A 15,441-nucleotide genomic window follows, 5' to 3' on the forward strand; every position below is an offset into this window, starting at 1 on the left:
CCGCCGACGGCGGCTCAGAGCCAGCCCCAGCGCTTGAACAGCCGGTGCAGGACCACGCTCGAGGCGACCATCGCCGCCAGCGCCGCCGGGTAGCCCCAGGCCAGGTGCAGCTCGGGCATCGCGTCGAAGTTCATGCCGTAGACGCTGGAGATCATGGTCGGCGCGAAGAAGATGGCGGCCCAGGCCGAGATCCGCTTGACCTCGTCGTTCTGCTGGTTGCCCGCCTCCGCGAGCTTCTTCATGTCCTCGTTCTGGCGCTGGGCGACGAGCGTCGCGTTCACCGCGAGGATCTCGCGCAGCGTGGTCCGGAAGCCCTCGACGCGCTCGTCGACCACGGCGACGTGGTCGGCGACGTCGCGGAGGTAGCGGCGCAGCTCGACGTCCTCGCGGAAGACCTCGAAGTCGGTGACGAGCCGGCCGAGCATCCCCGTCAGCGGGCGGGTCGCGCGCTGGAAGTCGAGGACCTCCTGGGACAGCTCGTAGATGCGACGGGACACCGCGGGATCCCCCTCGAAGACCTGGGCCTCGATCTCGTCGATGTCGTTCTCGAGGCCGGCGACGACCGGGGCGTACTGGTCGACGACCGCGTCGAGGATCGCGTAGAGGACCGCCACCGGGCCCTTGCGCAGCAGCTCGGGGTCGGCCTCCATCCGGCGCCGGACCAGCGAGAGGTCGGGCTTCTCGGAGTGGCGGACCGTGACGACGAAGTTCGGGCCGACGAAGAGGTGCAGCTCGCCGAAGTCGACCTCCTCGCGCTGGTCCGCGTAGCTCGCGGCGCGCAGCACCACGAACATGTCGCTGCCGTAGCGCTCGAGCTTCGGGCGCTGGTGCGCGCTGATCGCGTCCTCGAGGGCCAGCGGATGCATCGAGAACTCGTCCTCGAGGGCGGCCAGCTCGGCCTCGGTGGGGCGGTAGAGGCCGATCCAGGCCATCGCGTCCGGGAGCTTCTGCAGCGCGGCGAGCGCCTCCGGGATGCTGCCGGGCGAGACGACGCGCCGGCCGTCCTGGTAGATCGCGTTGTCCACGGTGCTCCGGCGGGCGGGCTCCTCGGCGGGGCGGATCCGCTCGATCGGGCTGGTGTCCTCCGCGGCGGCGCGCGTGCGCGAGCCGAGACCGAGGAGGGTCGAGGGGACTCGGGGCAGCTTCACGCGGGGCCTCCTCTGATCGACCGACGACCCATTCTGCACCCCCGGGTGAACGGCAGGTGTCCGGCGGCGGCGGCCCGGCCGGCGTCCGGTGTCGGAGGCGCTCAGTAGCCTGGAGGGGCACGACAGGGAGCGCCACCGCACACCCGCAGACCCCGCGAAAGGACGGTCGTGAAGCTCCTGCACACCTCCGACTGGCACATCGGCCGCACCTTCCACGGCCACTCGAGCGTCGCCGCGCTCGGCGTCGTGCTCGACGCGCTGGTCGAGACGGTGCGGACGGAGGCGGTCGACGTCGTCCTCGTCGCGGGCGACGTCTTCGACTCCGCGGTGCCGGCGGCCGAGCACTACACGCTGCTGACCCGCACCCTGGAGGCGATCCGCGCGGCCGGAGCCGAGGTCGTGCTGACCAGCGGCAACCACGACTCCCCGGCCCGCCTGGGCTTCCAGGCCGGGCTGCTGCGCGGCTCCGGCGTGCACGTGCTCACCGATCCCGAGGCGTACGCCGAGCCGGTCGTCCTCCGCGACGCGCACGGAGAGGTCGGCGTCTACGGCATCCCGTTCCTCGAGCCCGCGCTCTACCGGCACCGGCACCCGGAGGAGTCGCTGCGCCGGCACGAGGACGTGCTCGCCTTCGCGATGCGGCGCATCCGTGCGCACGCCGAGGCGGCCGGGCGGCGCTGGGTGGTGCTGGCGCACTGCTTCGCCGTCGGCGCTCCCGCCGCCACGGTCGAGCGCGACATCACGGCCGGCGGGCTCGACTACGTCTCGGTCGACCACTTCGCGGCGGCGGACTACGCGGCGCTGGGGCACATCCACGGGCGGGCGGAGCTGCTGCCGAACGTGCGGTACTCCGGCGCGCCCCTGCACTACTCGTTCGGCGAGGCTGCGAAGCCGCGCGGCGGCTGGCTGGTCGAGCTCGGCGCCGACGGGCTCGGCGAGGTGACCTGGTCGGCGCTGCCCGTGCCGCGCCGGCTCAGCGTGGTCGAAGGGCGGCTGGACGAGCTGCTGAGCGACCCGTCCCTGGCGGAGTACGAGCCGGACTGGGTCTCGGCCGTGCTGACCGACGAGGTCCGCCCGCTCGACGCGATGGCCCGGCTGCAGTCCCGCTTCCCCGGCTGCGCGACCCTCGAGCACCGGCCCCCGCACGCGGCGGTCGACGAGCGCCGCTACGCCGAGCGGATCCGCGGCCGGAGCGACGTCGAGGTGATCGACGACTTCCTCGCCCACGTGCGCGGCGGCCACGGCGCGAGCGAGACGGAGCGCGCGCTGGCCCTCGACGCGCTGGCGCAGGTCGACGCCGAGGCGCTGCGGTGAGGATCCGCCGCCTCTCCTTCGCCGGTCTCGGCCCCTTCCGCGCGGAGCAGGAGATCGACTTCGACCGGCTGGAGGATGTGGGGATCTATCTGATCGCCGGGCGCACCGGCGCCGGCAAGTCGACGATCCTCGACGCCATCAGCTTCGCGCTCTACGGCTCCGTGCCGCGCTTCGACGGCACGGCCTCGCGGCTGCGCAGCGACCACAGCGCCCCCGAGGACGAGACGTTCGCCGAGCTCGACTTCGAGGCGGCCGGGCGGCTCTACCGGGTCCGCCGCTCCCCCGAGTACGAGCGGCCGGCCAAGCGCGGCGGCGGCACCACCCGGCAGGCGGCGAAGGTCGCGCTGCTCGAGCACGTCGACGGCGAGTGGCGGGGACTGTCCTCCAGCGCGCGGGAGACGGGTGCCGACATCGGCCGGATCGTCGGCCTGACCAAGGACCAGTTCCTCCAGGTCATCCTGCTGGCGCAGAACCGTTTCCACGAGTTCCTGCTCGCGAAGAACGACGATCGGCAGCGGCTGCTCCGCACCCTCTTCGCGACGGAGCGCTACGACCTGCTGCGCCGGCGGCTCGTCGAGCAGCGGCAGGAGAGCGGCGCGGCGCTCGAGGAGGAGCGCGCGGCCGTGACGGCGCTGGCCGACGAGGCCGTGCGCCTCGCAGGCGACGAGGAGCCCGCACCGGCGGCGCCCGACACGGCCTGGTTCCGCTCCCTGGTGACCCGGCTCGACGCTCCCCTCGCGCTCGCCCGCGACGACGTGGCGGAGGCCGACGCCGCGAGCCGAGCGGCCGAGACCGCCCGGGACGAGACGCGGCTGGTGAAGCGGGCGCAGGACCGCCGCCGGAGCGCGCTGATCGAGGCCGAGGAGCTGGCGGTCGCCGAGTCGCTCGTCGTCCGGGAGCGCGAGCGGATCGAGCGGGCGCGCCGGGCCGAGGGCGTGCTGCCGCTGCTGAAGACCGCCCGCTCCGCCGCCGAGAAGGCCGCCGCTGCCGGCCGTGCCCGCGACGGCGCCGCGGAGGCCTTCACCGCGGCCTTCGACGAGCCCGCCGATCGGGCCGCCGCCGCCCGTGCCGGCGAGCGCCTGGCCGCCGTTCTCGGCGCGCTGACCGAGGCGCTGGCCGACGAGCGCACCCTGCCGGAGGCGGTCCGCTCCGCAGAGCGCACCGCGAGGGCGCGCGAGCGGTCCGCGGCCGCGCTCGACGTCCTCGACGGCGAGCTCCGGGCGCTGCCCGCCCTGCTCGACGCGCTCTCCGCAGAGGAGGACGCCCTCGCTCCGGACGCGTCGGCGCTGCCGGCCCGCTCCGAGGAGCTGGCCGCGCTCGACCGCCGGATCCGCGCCGCCGCCGAGCGCGCGACGGCCGCGACCGCGCTGGAGCGCCTCCGCTCGGCCCACGCCGACGCAGCCCGGGCGCACGGCGTTCGCGCCGCCCAGCACGCCGAGCTTGTCGCCCGCCGCTTCGCGGGCTTCGCCGGCGAGCTGGCCGGCGCCCTCGCTCCCGGCGACCCGTGCCCCGTCTGCGGATCCTGCGAGCACCCGCGCCCCGCCGAGCACGGCGAGCTGCCGCCCGTCGGCACCGGCGAGATCGAGAAGGCGCGCACCGCCGTCGACCGCGCCCTCGCCGCGATGGACGCGGCGCGCGAGGCCGAGAGCGCCGGAGCGCTCGCCCTGGCCGCCCTCGAGGAGCGGGCCGGCGCCACGACCGCCGAGGAGCTCCAGGCCGTCCGCGTCGAGGCCGAGCAGCACCTCGCAGAGTCTCGGAGCGCCGCGACCCGGCTCGAGGAGCTGCGGCGCGAACGGTCCACCCTCCGCGTCCGGAGCGACGAGCTGACGGCCGCCCTCGAGACCGCCCGCACCGAGCACCAGCGCCTCAGCTCCGACGAGGCCCTCGCCGCCGAGGCGCTGCGCCTCCTGCGCGAGCGGATCGACGCTCACCGCGACGGCGCCGCGAGCATCGCCGAGCGTGTCGCCGCGATCACCGCGCAGCGCCGCCTGGCCGATGTGCTCGTCGAGGCCGAGGACGCGGCGACCACCCGCCGCGAGGCGGCCGAGGCGGCCGAAGTCCAGCTCGCTGAGGTGATCGCCGACCGCGGCTTCGCGAGCACCGTCGACGCCGAGTCCGCCGCTCTCACCTCGGGCGAGCGCGCCCGCGCCGAGGCCGTCGTCGCCGAGCACGAGCGCCGCCGCAGCGCCGTCGACTCGGTGCTGGCCGACCCCGAGCTCGCCGGCCTGCCGACGGCCCCCGTCGATCTCGCCGCGGCGGAGGAGGAGGCGCGCGCCGCCTCCGCCCGCCGCGACGAGGCCCGCTCGCGGCACTCGGTGCTCGAGCACCGCGCCGCCCGGCTCGCCGAGCTGGCCGGCCGCGCCGAGGAGCGCCTGGGCAGCCTCGCCGAGCGCCTGCGCCGGCACGAGGAGCTGCGCGCCCTCGCCGAGACGATCGACGGCCGCGGGCAGAACACCCGCCGGATGGACCTCGAGGCCTTCGCCCTGGCGGGCCGGCTCGAGGAGATCGTCGCCGCCGCGAACCTGCGGCTGAACGCGATGACCAGCGGCCGCTACGCCCTCGTGCACGACGACTCGCTCGCGTATCGCGGCGCGGCCTCCGGGCTCGGGATCGACGTGCTCGACGCCTTCACCGGCGCCCGCCGGCAGCCCGCGTCGCTCTCCGGCGGCGAGACCTTCCTCGCCTCGCTCGCCCTCGCCCTCGGCCTGGCGGACGTGGTCACGATGCAGTCGGGCGGCGTCTCGCTCGAGACGATGTTCATCGACGAGGGCTTCGGCTCGCTCGACGCGGAGACGCTCGAGACGGCGCTCGGCACGCTCGACGCGCTGCGCTCCGGCGGGCGGACCATCGGCCTGATCAGCCACGTCGACGCGATGCGCGAGCGGCTGCCGACCGGGCTGAAGGTCGTCGTCAGCGATCGCGGCGACAGCAGGATCCTCACGGCGTGACGGCACGACCCGCTAGGGTCGTCGGCAGTGACACGGGGTGCCCGCCAGGGCTGAGATGAGACCCGTCGAACCTGATCTAGTTCGTACTAGCGAAGGGATGTCGCGAATGAGCATTCGCACGCCTGCCCACCCGACCCTCCTCGACGGCGCAGCCGTCGCCCGAGACCTCGACGGGCTGCGCTCCGCCGCGCCGCTCGTGCAGTGCATCACCAACGCGGTGGTCACCGGCTTCACCGCCAACAGCCTGCTGGCGCTCGGCGCCAGCCCCGCGATGTGCGACCTGCCCGGTGAGGCCGGCGTCTTCGCGGGCATCGCCTCCGCGACGCTGGTGAACCTCGGCACCCCGCACGCGGAGCAGCGCGACGGCGCCCGCGAGGCCGTCGCGGCGGCGAACGCGGCCGGCACCCCGTGGGTGCTCGACCCGGTCGCCGTCGGCCCGCTGCCCGTGCGCACCGCCCTCGCGGCGGAGCTGCTCGAGGCGCGACCCGCGATCATCCGCGGCAACGCCTCCGAGATCCTCGCCCTCGCCGGCCTCGGCACCGGCGGTCGCGGGGTCGACGCCGTCGACGGGCCGGAGGAGGCGCTGGAGGCCGCCGTGGCTCTCGCCCACCGGTCGGGCGCCGTCGTCGCCGTCTCGGGCGCGGTCGACGTGATCACCGACGGCGAGCGCGTCGTGCGCGTCACGGGCGGGCATCCGCTGCTCACCCGCGTCACCGGCGGCGGCTGCGCGCTCGGCGCCGTCATGGCCGCCTTCCTCGGCGTGCCGGGCTCCGACGCGCTCGGGGCCGCGGTCGCCGCGTCCGTCGTCTGGGGGCTCGCCGCCGAGCGCGCCGCCGAGACCGCCGCCGGCCCCGGCTCGTTCGCGGTCGGCCTGCTCGACGCCCTCGCCGCCCTCGCCGCGGCCGACGTCGAGAGCGGAGCGCGGATCGCATGATCGACCTCTCGCTCCAGCTCGTCACCGATACCCGTCTCTGCGGCCCGCGCGGCGTCCCTGCCGTCGTCGCCGCGGCCGTCGCCGGCGGCGTCCGGATCGTCCAGGTCCGCGACCACGAGGCGACCGCCGCCGAGCTCGTCCCCCTCACCTGCGCCGTCGCCGCCGTCCTCGACGAGCGCACGACCCTGCTGGTCGACGACCGCGTCGACGTCGTCCTCGCCGCCCGCCTGGCCGGCGCCCGTGTCGACGGCGTGCACGTCGGCCAGTCCGACCTCCCTGTTCTCGCCGCGCGGAGCATCCTCGGCGCCGACGCGGTGATCGGTCTCACCGCGAACACCCCGTCCCACCTCGCCGCCGCGCACGCCCTGCCCGTCGGCACCGTCGACTACCTCGGCGTCGGCGTGATCCGCAGCACCGCGACCAAGCCCGACCACCCGGTCCCGCTCGGCATCGACGGCTTCGCCGCCCTCGCCGCCGCGACGCCGCTCCCCTGCGTCGCCATCGGCGGCGTCACCGCCGACGACGCCGCAGCGCTGCGCCGAGCCGGAGCAGCCGGCCTCGCGATCGTCTCCGCGATCTGCGCCGCAGACGATCCGGAGTCCGCGGCTCGCGCCTTCCGGGCGGAGTGGGACCGATGAGCGCCGCGCTCCCGCAGCCCCGTCCGGTCCCCCGGGTGCTCAGCATCGCCGGCACCGACCCGACCGGCGGGGCCGGGATCCAGGCCGACCTCAAGTCGATCGGGGCGCTCGGCGGCTACGGGATGGCGGTCGTCACCGCACTCGTCGCTCAGAACACCCGCGGCGTGCGCTCGATCCACCTGCCGCCCGCTGCGTTCCTCCGCGAGCAGCTCGACGCGGTCAGCGACGACGTCGAGATCGACGCGGTGAAGATCGGCATGATCGCGAACGCCGAGCTGGGCGGGATCATCGCCGCCTGGCTGGACGACGTCCGCCCGCCGCTCGTCGTCGTGGATCCGGTGATGGTCGCGACCAGCGGCCACCGCCTCCTCGACCACGAGGCGGAGGAGGCGGTCCGCGCGCTCGTCCGCCGCGCCGATCTGGTCACGCCCAACCTCTCCGAGCTGGCCGTGCTCGCCGGAGCGGAGCCGGCCGCCGACTGGTCCGCCGCGCTCGAGCAGGCCCGCTCCCTGGCCCGGGATCTCGGCACCGCCGTCCTGGTGAAGGGCGGGCACCTCGACGGCCCGGCGACGCCGGACGCGATCGTCACCGTGGACGGCGGTGTGCGCGAGGTGCCGGGCGAGCGGGTCGCCACCCGGAACACCCACGGCACCGGCTGCTCGCTGTCCTCCGCGATGGCGACGCTCCTCGCCGGCGGCGAGACGACTCCGGACACCCTCGCCCAGGCGCTGACCGAGGCGAAGGACTGGCTGACTGGAGCCCTCCGCGGCGCCGATGCGCTCCGGGTCGGCGAGGGCAACGGCCCGATCGACCACTTCCACCGCCTGCGCGCCCCCGCGTTCTGCGAGCGGATGTGGACCGAGACGGAGCAGCTGCGCGCCGAGATCGACGCGCTGCCGTTCGTGACGGCCCTGGGCGACGGCTCCCTCGCCCGCGACGACTTCGAGTGGTACCTGGAGCAGGACGCGCTCTACCTCACCCAGTACGCCCGGGTCCTCGCGATCGCGGCGCAGCGCGCACCGAGCACCGCCGAGCAGGTCTTCTGGGCGGAGTCGTCGGCCTCGGCCCTCGCGGCGGAGGCGCAGCTGCACCGCGACCGCCTCGGCGAGCGCACGGCGACGGCCTCCGCCACCACCCGCGGCTACGTCGACCACCTGCTCGCCGTCGGCGCGCGCGGCGGCTACGGCGAGATCGTCGCCGCGCTGCTGCCGTGCTTCTGGCTCTACGCGGACATCGGCGAGCGCCTCGCCGCGGCGAACCGGCCCGGCCATCCCTACGCGGACTGGCTCGTCACCTACGCGGATCCTGCCTTCGCTGTCGCGACCGAGCGGGCGCTCGCGATCACCGAGGAGGCCGCCGCCCGCGGCACGAACGCGGAACGCGCCGCCATGGGCGACGCGTTCCTGCGCTCGAGTCTCTTCGAGCGCGACTTCTTCGCGGCTCCGCTCAGCCGATCGCCTCGCGGAGGACGTGCATGAGCGCGTCCAGCTGAACCGTGTCGACCGAGGCGACCTCGGCGTCCGCGCCGTCGAGCGCGCGGGCGGCGAGGCCGGCCTTCGCGTCGATCAGCTCGGCGATCTTGGCGTCGATCGTGTGCGCCGCGATGATGCGCCAGGCCGTGACCGGCTCCTCCTGGCCGATGCGGTGCACGCGGTCGATCGCCTGCGTCTGCTCGGCCGAGGTCCAGGACAGCTCGGCCAGGACGACGTTGGACGACGCCTGCAGGTTGACGCCGACGCCGGCCGCGGTGAGCGAGCAGACCGCGACCGAGACGTCGGGGTCCTCGTTGAACGCGTCGATCTGCGCCTGGCGGAACGTCGCGCTCTGGTCGCCGCGGATCGAGACGGAGGTGAGCTCGCGCTTCTCGAAGGTGTCCTCGGCCTGGTCCATCACGTCGATGTGCTTGGCGAAGAAGACCACCTTGCCGACCGAGCGGGCCAGCTGCGAGGCGTAGTCCGCGGCGAGGGCCGCCTTGGCCTGGCCGATCCGGCGCACCATCGTGAAGACGTTCTCGCCGGTCTTGGCCGACTTCGACTCCTCGAGCTCGCTCTGCGCCACGATGCGGACGAACCGCTCGCGCTCGTCGTCGTCGAGCTCGTGCGTGATCGAGGCGGTCACGGCCTTGTAGCGCTGCAGCATCCGGGCGCCGAGCTCGCGCTCCGCCTTCTGGATGGAGCGGCCGAGGTCGTCGTCCAGCTCGACCGGCAGGTCGACGATCCGCTTCGAGGGCAGGTCGGCGGCGACGTCGATCTTCTTGCGCCGGACGATGCCGAGGTCGATGACCGCCTCGCGCGCCTCCGGGTAGAAGCCGGTGTCCGCGGGGGTGAGCCCGGTGTCCTCGAGCAGGCTCATCAGCTCGGGCCCGGGCTTGGTCTCGTCGATCCAGCCGAGGAAGCGCCAGATCGCGCGGAAGTCGTCCACGTCGTTGATCAGCGGCGTTCCGGTGAGGGCGATCATCAGCGGGTCGTGGCCCGGCGTCGTCTCGCGGATCTTCGCGGCCAGCGCCAGCACGCTCTGCGAGCGCTGCGAGCGCAGGTTCTTGATGAAGTGCGCCTCGTCGACGACCATGCCGCGGAAGCCGAGGCTGCCGAGCCAGCCGATGTGCCGGTCGAGGATGTCGTAGTTGACGATCACGACGTCGGCGAACGCGTCGAGCGTGCCGCCGTCGCCGTGGATGACGGTCGCGCGGCGCTGGGGGGTCCAGCGCTCGACCTCGCGCGCCCAGTTCATCTTCACGACGTTGGGCACGACGGCGAGCAGCGGGTACGAGCCGGTGACGGAGGCGGCGAGCAGGCTCTGCGCCGTCTTGCCGAGACCCGGCTCGTCGGCGAGCAGGAAGCTGCGGTGACCCTCGCGCGCGCCCTCGATGAAGCGGGCCTGGTGCGGCATCAGGTCGCGACCGCGGGGGGTGACCCGGTCGATCTTCGGCGGCTCGGGCAGCTCCATGCTGGCGGCGCGGCCGCCCGCGCCGTACTCGAACGCCTTGAACAGCGGTCCGAGCAGCTCCCAGTCGTCGAGGCGACGGCGGGCGGGGGTCGGCGCGCTCGCGATCGAGAAGTCCGGCGGGAGGAAGGGGTTGGCGAGCTGGCGCGCACGCACCGATGGCGGCACGACCTGGTTGACCGGCACCTCCGGCTTGGGCTCCGGCTCGGTCACGATCAGCAGCTCGTCGGGGCTCAGCTCGGCGCCGGCCTCCAGCAGCCAGTCGCGGCGCAGCTTCTGCGCGGCCGCGGTGATGCCGGCCTCGGACTCGAGCAGGGCGATCAGGCTGGTGTCGCGCGCCGCGGTCTTCGCGAGGATCGTCGCGATGCCGTCGAGGCGCTTCATCTCCTCCGCGCGCTGCGAGTCGCTGAGCTCGGTGTCGGTCTTCACCCGCTTGCGCTCCTCGCGCATCAGCAGGGCGATCACCAGGAACTTCGTGCGGTTGGTGGGCCCGACCTTGCCGGTCTGGGCCTTGGCCTCGACCTCGCGCACGCGGCGGGCGAGGATCGGGATGATCCCGGAGTTGTCGACGCCGCGCGGACGCGAGCGCGGGCGGGTCCCCGGGCTCGCGCTCGTCGAACGACGCGACTGACCGGACTGACGCTGGCCGCTGCGAGCCATGCTCCTCCTCGACGTGGACGGGGGCGGAGGAGGGGTTCCCGCGCTCTGCCGTCGCATTGCACTGTGCTGGTTCGTCACCGTGCTGGTGTTGCACTGCCTTGCACTGGCCGCGTCGCGTCGGGGACGAGACGGGCACCGATGCACCCGGTGGCCGTCGGGAGCTCCGAGCAACGGGTCTGAGACCCGGTCGCAGCATCCCCGGCGTGCGGGTGCGCGTCGAGTCTACTCCTCAGCGCCGGATCAGCGGCACCCGGCGCCTGCGGGCGCGTCCGGCGCCCACGGGATCACTCCGCGACGCGCACCCGGATGATCAGGCCGGCCGCGACCACGACGCCGACCGCGGCGAGGTGGAGCGAGGACCAGACGGCGTCCGGGAAGGAGAACGGGAAGACCGGGTTCCAGAGCACGACGATCGGCGCGAGCCCGATCAGCCAGTAGTAGGCCTTCGCCTGGATCGCGAACCAGCCGATGACCGCCGCGAGGATCGCCACCGGGTAGCGCACGAAGTCGTAGGCGTCGCCGCCGACGAGTGCGAGCCCCGCGAGCAGGATGATCGCCGCGAGGATCCCCGGCGCCAGCGCCATCCGCGCGCTCGAGCGGGACGGGTAGCGGGCGGTCGTGCCGCCGCGCGGGGGGCCGGACTTCTTCGCGTTCACCCGTCGATCGTACGGGGCGGTCCCGCCCGCTCCGCTCCGAACCCCGCGCGGGTCCGTTCGGCTCCCGCCCCTCGCGCGAACCGACCCGATCCGGGCGCACGCCCGCGCACAGGCACCAGAACACGTCCACTCGCAGAGCCACGCCCCCGCGCCGTCACGAACGGACCCGGATCGGGTCCTGACCCACCCGCAGACCCCAGCAGCTGTCCGTTCGGCCTCCTCGCCCCGAGCGAATCGACCCGGACGGGGCGCTTGTGCGCCCGTAGAGCCCATCGAGCGTCGACTCGATGGCCCGCGGCCCTGCTCGTGAGCGAACGGACGCGAATCGGGGCCGGACAGGCCGGCACACCCCAGCACGCGTCCACTCGCGCGCCGCACCCCGATCGAGACGACTCGAAACGGGCGCCGACGCGTTCACGGGTCATAGTTCGCGTCGTCTCGCCGGCCGATACCCCCGCCGGGTATCGGCGCTCCGGCGTAAACTGGGCGGGTGATCGAGGATCTGAAGAAGCGCTCCCTGCACCGCGCCCGCATCCTGGCAGGCCAGATGCGCGGCCTCGAGAAGGCCATCGAGAACGAGGACTACTGCGTCGACATCGTCACGCAGTCGCTCGCCATCCAGAAGTCGCTCGGCTCGCTGAACAAGCTGATCGTCGAGAACCACCTGCGCACTCACGTCACCGCGATGTTCGACGAGGGCGGCGACGCGCGCGAGGCCGCGATCGCCGAGCTCGTGAAGATCTTCGAGCTCTCCAACAACCGCTCGTGACCGCGGTCACCGCCGTCCGCGGCGACATCACCCGCGAGCAGGTCGACGTGATCGTCAACGCCGCCAACTCGTCGCTGCTCGGCGGCGGCGGGGTCGACGGCGCGATCCACCGCGCGGGCGGCCCCGAGATCCTCGAGGAGTGCCGGACCCTCCGCGCCGGTGAGCTGCGCGACGGACTCCCCGCCGGCTCCGCGGTCGCGACCACCGCCGGCCGCCTGCCCGCCCGCTGGGTCGTGCACACCGTCGGCCCCGTGTACTCGCGGAGCGACGACCGCTCCGCCGTTCTGGCCTCCGCCTACACCGAGTCGATCCGCGTCGCCCGCTCCCTCGGCGCCCGCACCGTCGCCTTCCCGGCCGTCTCGGCCGGCGTCTACGGCTGGCCGATGGCCAGCGCGGCCCTCATCGCCGTCGACTCCGTCCGGCTCGCCGCCGCCGAGGACGGCCCGGGCGCCCTCGACGAGGTCCGCTTCGTCCTCTTCTCGGACGACGCCCTCGCCGCCTTCCGCGAGGCGCTCGGCTAGCTCGCCGTCCCGGTCGCGGCTCCGGTGCCCGAGTCGGCTCCGGTGCCGGAGTCCGTCCCCGAGTCCGTCCCGGTGCCGCTCCCCTGGCCGCCGGACGACCCGGGTCCGCCACCGGGAAAGCCGCCGTCCGGCATCCCGCCCCGCTGTGACGGGACGAACCCGCCGACGGCGGAGGAGCCGACCGAGTTCCCGACGGCGTAGCCGATCCCGAAGCCGCCGCCCAGCAGCAGCAGACCGGCGAGGACGGCGAGCGCGATCCAGCGGACGCGTCGCTGTCGCCACAGTGGCTGACGCGACTGCGCCGGCTCCGCCGCACTCGGCGCCGCGGTCCCCGCCGTCGGCGGCGGCCACTCCGCCGCCACCGCTCCCTGATTCTCGATCGTGCTGCTCATGCTGCGCCTCCGGCTCTCCTTCGCACCCGGCCGGGTGCACGATCGAGAGTGCCGCCACCGCCTATACCCCCGGCAAGAGCCGCTGATCGATCCCCGAAGAGCTGTGCAGTTCCGCGCCGCGCATCGTCCCGCGCACCCGGGAACGACGAAGGGAGCCGGACCTCTCGGTCTCGGCTCCCCTCGGCTCGCGGCGCGTCGCCGCGCAGACGGCGCTAGGCCGTCTTGGGCCGCGCGAACTCGTCGTACGGCAGCGTGATCGGCCGGGTGCGCGGCGGCATCCGCAGCACGGAGTCGAGGGCCGGGCCGAGGGCCTCGCGCCAGGCGGCGTAGCCGGCCTCGTTGAGGTGCAGGCCGTCGGGCGAGTACTGCTCCAGCAGGGCGCCGTCCTCGCCGGCGAGCACCGGCCAGAGGTCGAGGTAGCCCGCGTGCGCGGTCGGCGCGAACTGCCAGAGGTGCCGGTTGACCTCGCGGATCTGCGTGCCGAACTCGCGCGCTCGCGGCAGGATCGACGTCACCAGGATCCGCACGTCGGGCAGGTCCCGGCGGAAGGTCGCAACGATCGTCTCGATGTTGCGCACGATGTGCTCGGTCGTCCGGTGGTAGGCCAGGTCGTTCGTGCCGACCAGCAGGACCACCGTGTCGGGCGCCGCCTCGACGAGCTCGGGCAGCCGCTCGACGACGTCGTCGCTCGTCGCTCCGCCGATCCCCTCGTCGACGACCGTCGACGCGGTCAACCACTCGTCCCAGGACCCGCCCTGGATGATGCTGTCGCCGATGAAGGCGACCTTTCCCAGCTGGAGATCGCGCCCCGCGTCCGTGTCCGATCGTTCGCTCATCGTGCTCCTCTCGTTCGTGTCCGAGGCGGTGTCGCCGCCCGCGGACCCCTCCATTGTCACCGCTGCGCCCTGCGCCCACCAGGGGAGCGCTCCTCGCCGGCGTCGGCGAGGTCGGTCGCGGTGGCCGTGATGCGGTTCGCCATCCCGTTGAAGATCACGCCGTGGAAGGGCAGGACGGCGAACCAGTAGAGCCGGCCGCCGAGCCCCTGCGGGAAGAACACGGCGCGCTGGGTGTAGACGGATCCGCCGTCCTCGCCGGGCTCCGCGCGCATCTCGAGCCAGGCGCCGCCGGGCACCTTCATCTCGGCGCGCAGGCGCAGCAGTGTCGGACGCTCGATCGCCTCGACGCGCCAGAAGTCCAGCGCGTCACCGGCGTGCAGCCGCTCGGAGTCGCGGCGCCCGCGCTGCAGGCCCACTCCCCCGACGAGCTTGTCCATCCAGCCGCGGATCGCCCAGGCCAGCGGGAACGAGTACCAGCCGTTGGTGCCGCCGATGCCCTCGATGACCCGCCAGAGCTTGGCCGGATCGGCGTCGGTCCGGCGCACCTTGAGGTCGACGTAGACCGTGTGGCCGGCCCACTCCGGGTCGCTCGGCAGCGGGTCGCTGGGGGCGCCGACGACCTCGGCGTTCTGCCAGCTGGTCTCGATCTCACCGGCCTGCATCTTGCCGAGCGCAAGGCGCACCGAGCGGCGGTAGGGCGTCAGTCCGCCCTCGGGGTCCGGGATCAGCGCGCGGATGTCGTCCTCGCGCACCACGCAGTCGTACTGCAGCGAGGCGATGATCGGCACCGCGAGCGAGCGCGGGATCGGCGTCACCAGGTTGACCCACTGCGACGCGAGCCACGGGGTGAAGACGGGCAGCGAGGCGATCGGCCGCTGCGCGAGCCCCGCCTCGACCGCGTAGCCGTTCATCATCTGGCCGTAGCGGAGGACGTCCGGCCCGCCGATGTCGAAGGTGCGGTTCAGCGTCGCGTCCTCGAGGGCGGCGGCGCCGAGCAGGTAGTGCAGCACGTCGCGGACGGCGATCGGCTGGATGAAGTTGCGCACCCACTGCGGGGCCGGCATGTAGGGCAGGACGTCGGTGAGGTGGCGCACCATCTCGAACGAGGTGGAGCCGGAGCCGATGATGACGCCGGCCTGCAGCGCGATCGTCGGCACGCCGGAGGCCATCAGGATGCGGCCGACCTCGGCCCGCGAGCGCAAGTGCGGCGACAGCGTCTCCACATCCGGGTGCAGACCGCCCAGGTAGACGATCCGCTCGACGCCCGCGGCGAGTGCGGCCTCGGCCACGTTCGTCGCGGCCCGGCTCTCGACCTGCTCGAAGCGCGCGTGATCGGCGCCCGAGCCCATCGAGTGCACGAGGTAGTAGAGGACGCCGACGCCCTCGAACGCAGCGGCCAGCGACTCCGGATCGCTCAGATCGCCCTGGGCGACCTCCACGTCGCCGGCCCACGGGACCTCGGCGAGCTTGCGCGGGTCGCGGACCAGCACGCGGACGCGGTAGCCGGCCTCGAGCAGGCGCGGGGTGAGGCGGCCGCCGATGTAGCCGGTCGCCCCCGTGACGAGCGCCAGCGGGCGCGACGGGGCGGGTGAGGATTCGCTCATGCGGCCACGGTACGCCGCCGCCCCTGAGCGCTCTCCCGCTGGTGCGCGGGCACGGCCGCTGCTAGGGCGCCGTCGCAG

General features: G+C 74.2%; 13 protein-coding genes and 1 riboswitch. Of the genes, 7 read left to right on the top strand and 6 right to left on the bottom strand.

What is annotated here, in order from left to right:
• Positions 1-14: 14 nt before the first annotated feature.
• Positions 15-1,070, bottom strand: a complete 1,056-nt coding sequence (locus HRK28_RS02270; RefSeq protein WP_244231837.1) for a magnesium and cobalt transport protein CorA — start codon at positions 1,068-1,070, stop codon at positions 15-17.
• Between the two features lie 246 nt (positions 1,071-1,316).
• Between HRK28_RS02270 and HRK28_RS02275 the strand changes: the two genes are divergently transcribed.
• From HRK28_RS02275 to thiD, 5 genes are all read left to right on the top strand, one after another.
• Entirely contained in the window at positions 1,317-2,462 is a 1,146-nt protein-coding gene (locus HRK28_RS02275) for an exonuclease SbcCD subunit D (protein WP_160088489.1), read from the top strand.
• Positions 2,459-5,410: an AAA family ATPase gene (locus tag HRK28_RS20690; RefSeq protein WP_173250295.1), complete on the top strand. Its 2,952-nt coding sequence runs from the start codon at positions 2,459-2,461 to the stop codon at positions 5,408-5,410. The genes HRK28_RS02275 and HRK28_RS20690 overlap by 4 nt, the downstream gene beginning before the upstream one ends.
• A gap of 23 nt (positions 5,411-5,433) precedes the next feature.
• A riboswitch (TPP riboswitch) is annotated at positions 5,434-5,525 on the top strand.
• Positions 5,517-6,344 carry a hydroxyethylthiazole kinase gene (gene thiM, locus HRK28_RS02285; RefSeq protein WP_173250296.1) on the top strand — a complete coding sequence of 276 codons (828 nt, stop codon included), beginning with the start codon at positions 5,517-5,519 and terminating at the stop codon, positions 6,342-6,344. It overlaps the preceding riboswitch by 9 nt.
• Complete coding sequence (gene thiE, locus HRK28_RS02290) at positions 6,341-6,982, top strand: thiamine phosphate synthase (protein WP_173250297.1); 642 nt, start codon at positions 6,341-6,343, stop codon at positions 6,980-6,982. The genes thiM and thiE overlap by 4 nt, the downstream gene beginning before the upstream one ends.
• A complete protein-coding gene (gene thiD, locus HRK28_RS02295) occupies positions 6,979-8,460 on the top strand; it encodes a bifunctional hydroxymethylpyrimidine kinase/phosphomethylpyrimidine kinase (protein WP_173250298.1) in 1,482 nt (493 codons plus the stop codon). The genes thiE and thiD overlap by 4 nt, the downstream gene beginning before the upstream one ends.
• On the opposite strand, the gene HRK28_RS02300 is transcribed toward thiD, so the two are convergent.
• A complete protein-coding gene (locus tag HRK28_RS02300; protein WP_173250299.1) occupies positions 8,429-10,585 on the bottom strand; it encodes a DEAD/DEAH box helicase in 2,157 nt (718 codons plus the stop codon). The two genes, thiD and HRK28_RS02300, sit on opposite strands and share 32 nt — an antisense overlap.
• Positions 10,586-10,869: 284 nt before the next feature.
• Positions 10,870-11,241 (bottom strand): DUF6804 family protein, encoded by a 372-nt coding sequence (locus HRK28_RS02305; RefSeq protein ID WP_243839899.1) that lies wholly within the window; start codon positions 11,239-11,241, stop codon positions 10,870-10,872.
• Between the two features lie 490 nt (positions 11,242-11,731).
• Here HRK28_RS02305 and HRK28_RS02310 point away from each other — a divergent pair, with 490 nt between their 5' ends.
• Both HRK28_RS02310 and HRK28_RS02315 read left to right on the top strand, forming a co-directional pair.
• Entirely contained in the window at positions 11,732-12,010 is a 279-nt protein-coding gene (locus HRK28_RS02310) for a metal-sensitive transcriptional regulator (RefSeq protein WP_123445545.1), read from the top strand.
• The gene (locus tag HRK28_RS02315; protein ID WP_173250300.1) at positions 12,007-12,531 is read left to right on the top strand and encodes an O-acetyl-ADP-ribose deacetylase; all 525 of its coding nucleotides are present in this window, start codon (positions 12,007-12,009) and stop codon (positions 12,529-12,531) included. The genes HRK28_RS02310 and HRK28_RS02315 overlap by 4 nt, the downstream gene beginning before the upstream one ends.
• Here the strand turns inward: HRK28_RS02315 and HRK28_RS02320 are convergent.
• The 3 genes from HRK28_RS02320 to HRK28_RS02330 all read right to left on the bottom strand — a co-directional run bounded on the left by HRK28_RS02320 (position 12,528) and on the right by HRK28_RS02330 (position 15,363).
• Complete coding sequence (locus HRK28_RS02320) at positions 12,528-12,923, bottom strand: hypothetical protein (RefSeq protein WP_173250301.1); 396 nt, start codon at positions 12,921-12,923, stop codon at positions 12,528-12,530. The two genes, HRK28_RS02315 and HRK28_RS02320, sit on opposite strands and share 4 nt — an antisense overlap.
• A 212-nt stretch (positions 12,924-13,135) precedes the next feature.
• Positions 13,136-13,759, bottom strand: a complete 624-nt coding sequence (locus HRK28_RS02325; protein WP_160088473.1) for a GDSL-type esterase/lipase family protein — start codon at positions 13,757-13,759, stop codon at positions 13,136-13,138.
• 56 nt (positions 13,760-13,815) lie between these two features.
• Complete coding sequence (locus tag HRK28_RS02330) at positions 13,816-15,363, bottom strand: SDR family oxidoreductase (RefSeq protein WP_173250302.1); 1,548 nt, start codon at positions 15,361-15,363, stop codon at positions 13,816-13,818.
• Between the last annotated feature and the right edge of the window lie 78 nt (positions 15,364-15,441).

The sequence above is a fragment of the Rathayibacter sp. VKM Ac-2835 genome, from assembly GCF_013266705.1.
Taxonomy (GTDB): Bacteria; Actinomycetota; Actinomycetes; order Actinomycetales; family Microbacteriaceae; genus Rathayibacter.